Source organism: Azospirillum isscasi (assembly GCF_030849505.1).
Classification (GTDB): domain Bacteria; phylum Pseudomonadota; class Alphaproteobacteria; order Azospirillales; family Azospirillaceae; genus Azospirillum; species Azospirillum isscasi.
Map to the genome: position 1 here is coordinate 1 of NZ_JAUJFI010000264.1, position 4,649 is coordinate 4,649.

3 protein-coding genes and 1 pseudogene are annotated in these 4,649 nt (G+C 56.6%); 3 read left to right on the forward strand and 1 reads right to left on the reverse strand.

The genetic code is table 11. From position 1 onward, the window contains the following. Window positions 1-959: pseudogene (locus tag QSG27_RS27765) on the forward strand (hypothetical protein); the annotation flags it as partial. 383 nt (window positions 960-1,342) lie between these two features. Here the strand turns inward: QSG27_RS27765 and QSG27_RS27770 are convergent. Beyond that, window positions 1,343-2,134 carry a hypothetical protein gene (locus QSG27_RS27770; protein WP_306711944.1) on the reverse strand — a complete coding sequence of 264 codons (792 nt, stop codon included), beginning with the start codon at window positions 2,132-2,134 and terminating at the stop codon, window positions 1,343-1,345. Between the two features lie 609 nt (window positions 2,135-2,743). On the opposite strand from QSG27_RS27770, the gene QSG27_RS27775 reads away from it, so the two are divergent. Together QSG27_RS27775 and QSG27_RS27780 are read left to right on the forward strand one after the other, a co-directional pair. Continuing rightward, window positions 2,744-3,424 carry a hypothetical protein gene (locus QSG27_RS27775; protein WP_306711946.1) on the forward strand — a complete coding sequence of 227 codons (681 nt, stop codon included), beginning with the start codon at window positions 2,744-2,746 and terminating at the stop codon, window positions 3,422-3,424. An 8-nt stretch (window positions 3,425-3,432) separates the two neighbouring features. Beyond that, window positions 3,433-4,572, forward strand: coding sequence for a hypothetical protein (locus QSG27_RS27780; protein ID WP_306711948.1), 1,140 nt, complete (start codon window positions 3,433-3,435; stop codon window positions 4,570-4,572). The last annotated feature ends 77 nt before the right edge of the window (window positions 4,573-4,649 follow it).

Here is a 4,649-nt window from a genome sequence, read left to right on the forward strand (position 1 = left end):
CTCACCGGCCGCATTCTCTTCAAACGGAGAGAATCACGACCGGCAAGCCGGGCATAGCCTTTTTCCGCGGCCTGCTAAGCGATGAATCCGGTTCGAATAATGATGTCGTCGTTACCCCGCCACCGCCACCACCGCCTCTCACCGTCGACGCCGACGGAGGGATCGGCCCAGTTAATATTGTTCAAAATTTTAACACTGGATTGAATCCTGGGACGCTATACTTTGATGTTGTCATGGAGGGATCGACGCCCGGTCGGCGAGCACAAGTCATTTATGACGGTTCTGTTGTAATGGATACGGGGGGTGACCCTGATTCGATCGTATCCATGTCCTGGCCATATCCGGCCGCACCAACACAGACCATACAGTTGGTTCTTGACCAGCCGGGTATCGGCGGTGCCGGCACAGGGCAGTGGAGCTATAGCCTGTGGCTGATACCGGACGCCCCACCACCTCCATCGCCGCCGCCCACTCCTCCACCACAACAACAATCGCAACCATCTCCTCGCATTGCCAATCTGGTAACCAGACCCTCGTCCACGCCCGGCCAACTTAATGATCTATTCGTGGCGTTCAACACCACGCACACGAACGGCGTCACTGTCGAGAGCCAGAACCTACAGGTCGATGGCAAGGGGCTACACGTCGATTTCAGCCAGAATGGCTGGATGGACCGGGCCGACATCGAGAACGCCATCACGGGGCTCGATACGGCCGAACAGCGGGTCCGGTCGGCGTCGCAAGCCCTCACGACCGGGCTCGGCATCATCACGGCCCGCGAGGACTTCATGCGGAGCTTCTCCGATGTGCTCGATGAGGGAGCAAACAAGTTGACCCTGGCCGACCAGAACGAGGAGGGGACCAACCTGCTGACGTTCCAGACGCGGCAGCAGCTTGCCCAGACCGCCCTGGGGCTGGCGAACCAGAGCCAGCAGGTGATCCTGTCCCTGTTCAGGTGACGCCCCTGGCAGGCAGCGGTAGGGCCGGTGTCGGCCTCCCCTCCTCGTGGCATCGTGTGGCCGACAGAATCGCACGTCGGCGGCCCTCTGTGAATTCTATGTCTGCGTCAGTGCACTAGCGAAGCCACGGAGCCGCCGGAAGGCTGCCGTTGCGTAACGTACCCACAGGGAGGTGAGGGTGGTTCGAGCCCGCCCTCACCTGCTGCCAACCAGCGGCCCCCTCTGGATCTCCCAAGGACCGCTGGACTTGCTCGTAGGTGATCGCACGGGTACTCCACCGCAACGGCATCGGGTTCCGCCAAGCCTAGCCGGCCGGCTTGGATCTTCCTTGCCCTTTACCCCGTAGTCGCATCGAATCGCGGACGATTCAAAATTATGATTGATCAAGGGATCATTTCTGGAAGAAGTGAAGTTATCCATCCCAATGGTATCTTATTAAAACTTACTCCAATAGCAATAATTCCGACGATTAATGCCAACGCACCGTCAACGATATACGCCCTAACAAAATGCAATGATGAGCGAAAACGTGTCTGCTTTCCATATTTTGACTTAATTGCAGCACATTCAACGGCGTAATTTGTTATTAGTCCGCTGGCTAATGCCTTCTGACTAACTACGGCATCTGCAATATCACTCCTGAACCCTTGTTCTTGTGCGTATATATCGTATTGATTATCACTTCCATTCCCTTTTTTCACGGTCAGGACAAGTGGCTTGTAGATTTTGATCAATTTGTCGACCCGATCAGAGGTGATGTCAGGCACCTTATCGGATCTTAGTATCTCTATCAGTCTTTTCAGACCGGCTTGATCAACGGAAAACTCTACATCGCTCATGACATAGCGGCACATCTTGATGATGTCGGCCTCATGTGCCTCGCTTAAGCGAGAAAGTTCGTCAGCTTCACTCTTTAGATGCTTGGAAGAGTAACCATCGCTGAATTCATCGTAGATATCCATCCCATAGTACAGTGTGAATGTTATAAAAAAATAAAATGTGCTGATTATCAAGGCAAATAATAAAGCTCCCGGACCGATGTTCACTTCATATCCAAGGGCAGGGATTTTCTGCACCGTTACGTTAAATGCTTTTGTAAGGATCAGTACAGACGATGCTACCAGTAGGTTTCGCTTAGCTGCACGGGTTGCGGTTGAAAGAGGATCATGAGCCATGGCAGAGTTCCTAATGTCATGCACTTCGCATTTATAACCCGGCCGGTGGTCGCAACCCAATACGCGAAATCCATTGGAGGTACACCCACTTCAAAAGAAGGATTCCCGCCTGTCAGGCGACACCTGGAACTGCCCCCCTGACGACACGAAGGCTGCCCCCCGGTTGCCCCGGTGGGCCCACAGGCTTGATCCTCCTCGGGCTGGAAAATTGCCCGTCGGATCAAGCCTATGGACTACCGGGATAACCTGAAGCCCATGCTGCGGTAACGATGGCAGAGGGGGCAGTGCTCGTGTCGCCAAGGGGGCAAATTGGGATGTCGCCTGACACCGCCCTCTTCAACGCAAGGAGGAGTCTGCACCAACATGCCAGCGGGCCGCATGCGGCGGGCATGATCGACGATGATCGCAATCTCCTTCAGCAGGTTAGAGTGGTCGGAGATGATCAAAGCTCCGTGAGCTATTGAGGGCCAACTGCTTGGCAAACAGTGGAGCGACAGCCCAGCATCACTGAGCCAGACGCTTGCGGCCGCAAACACCATGATTGGCGATGAGGAAGCCACAAAGTATGCTCCGGGCGGGAGAAGCAACTCGGGTTGGAAGGGATACCTGATGCCTGAACAAGATCCTCCGCCGCTGGGTGAGGCACGATCAGATGTCGTTGCCCGCACGCTCACCACGCTTGCTGGAGCCGTGCCGTGCGTCGGTCCGCTCATTCAGGTGGCTTTGAGCGAGACCATCCCGAACGTTCGTCTGGAACGTATCGAAGCGTACCTAATCTATCTTCAAAGCCGCCTGGACGAACCTACGCTCAACGACTCGCTCAGGACCGCTGATGGGCTTGACGTGTTCGAAGAGGGAATGTGGCAATCAGCAAGAGCCTTTTCAGACGAAAGGAAGCAATACGTTGCGGAGTTGGTCTCCAAGGGAATGGCTTCGAATGGGGCTGAAAGACAGGAATCTCGCCATGCTCCCCGGATACTGAATCAATTGGATGATGCACAGATCATCATCCTAAGCAGCTATCAATCGAAATACCGCAGAATTGGCGACGAGGCAACTGCCGCATTCTACAAAAAGCACCGAGATGTACTGGGGCCTTTTAGTCGAGAGATCGGTGCCAATAACAAGGATAGGGGGAGGGCAGAACTCAAGGATGCCTTTGAGCGGCATCTTAGTTCGTTTGGTTTGCTCGACGTTAAAAGCGAAGATTACAACACGGGGCGTGTTTCTTACGAACTTACGGCTCAGGGTAGACGGTTCCTTGAATATCTCGGGATTGCCGAACGCTAGAGGCTAATTTGGAACCGAAGATAAAGATCTGGCGTCTCCATCCCCAGACCCTTAAGCGATTCGTCCCGCACCAGCACCGTGACGGATATTTCCGTGTAGCCGATCCCACACTCGGCAAGGTCAAGCACCACGCCGAACACCAGATCCCTGTGGTAAGCGAGGAGGACCTCGTCGCCTACATCAGGCGGGGTTATCTCTGCCGCATGCGTGGCGAAGAAACCGGGCAGGTCAACCTTATCGCCGCGAGTGAGATCGTGACCGACGCCCCCGGTGCGGCATCTGCCGACCCCAAGGCATCACGAACTTCGCCAACGAGCGGGGTGAAGACAACCTCGTCGATGGCCATGTCACTGCCCCCCGACCTCAAGCCGCCGGCCTCCGGTCTGTTGCCGTCCCATGGCCGCATCGCCTGTACCGATTGCTTTCCCGGCGGCACCGCAGAATGGGGTGTCTCAGTGGCGGAAGGCTCAGGCTGGCGGCTGACCAACAATCCCATGGCCTGGGGTGGCCAGAACCCTCGCGTGCTGGTGCTCGGCTTCAGCAAGGGAGGCACGCAGAACGACAGTATCCTGAACCGCCCCCATGTCGAAGTGGCCTTCCGAGGCGGCCGGCACGCCGTTGCCAGCATCCTGGGCACGCTCGGCCTGATGCCGAGCGACCGGTCTATCGACGAACTGATTGCCGACCGCGACGGCGACATCGCTTTCGGGTCTTTGGTGCGGTGTTCGGTGTCGAAATTGGATCGCAGGAGTGGTCGTTGGGTGATGTCGGGGAGCGACATCATGGGCTCCTGCCTTCGCGAAGGTGCCATCGGCCACGTCATCTCCAACTGCACCCATCGGCACCTTGCCCGCCTTCCACCGCGGTTGAAGCTGGTCATCTTGTTCGGCAACAATGCAGGCTACGTGGATGGTTGCTTCCGGGCCATTGCCGGTGTTCGACCGGGATTGCGGAAACTCAATGCGGTCGCCTACACCGATGGGGCCGTGACGTTCGTTCACGTGGTACACTTTAAAGCACAGGGAGGCATCGTGCCCAACTGGTGTCACGGAAGACCGGGGCAAGCTTCCCACGCGGAGCGTGACCAGCCGCTCAAGCGAGAGTTGGCCCTACAAGCGATCCAATCCGGCCTAACCGCCTCCAGCTAACAGGCCGCGGAAAAAGGCTATGCCCGGCTTGCCGGTCGTGATTCTCTCCGTTTGAAGAGAATGCGGCCGGTGAGGGG